The following is a 429-nucleotide window of genomic DNA, read 5'->3' on the forward strand; positions in this document are numbered from 1 at the left end:
GCATGCATGAGGGCCAGAGCGGCCGCAACATGTGGATGGACTGCGTGGTGACCGGTATCGAAGCCCGTAAGCTGATCCTGCAGAACTGCCAGTATCTTCGCCCATTCGTGCCGGAACTGGTTGATGGCCGTCCGTGGGAAAGCTGGGACACCGCTGAGATTGCCACGGACCTGCGCTTCTTCCACTTCGTGCCCGGTGAACACTGGCACGCCTTCGAAGGCTATGCCGAACATCAGTATTTTATCGATCCGTGCAAACTGCTGCTGACCACGCCGGGTATTAACGCCCGGACCGGTGAGTACGAGGATTTCGGCGTCCCCGCCACTATTCTCGCCAACTTCCTGCGTGAAAACGGCATCGTGCCGGAAAAATGCGATCTCAACTCCCTCCTGTTCTTGCTCACGCCTGCCGAGGATATGGGCAAACTGC

1 pseudogene is annotated in these 429 nt (G+C 58.3%); it reads left to right on the top strand.

Annotated features, from left to right (window positions below):
- A pseudogene (locus tag CSV68_RS16705) lies at window positions 1–429 on the top strand (ornithine decarboxylase); the annotation flags it as partial.

Source organism: Sporosarcina sp. P29, assembly GCF_002743265.1.
GTDB lineage: Bacteria > Bacillota > Bacilli > Bacillales_A > Planococcaceae > Sporosarcina.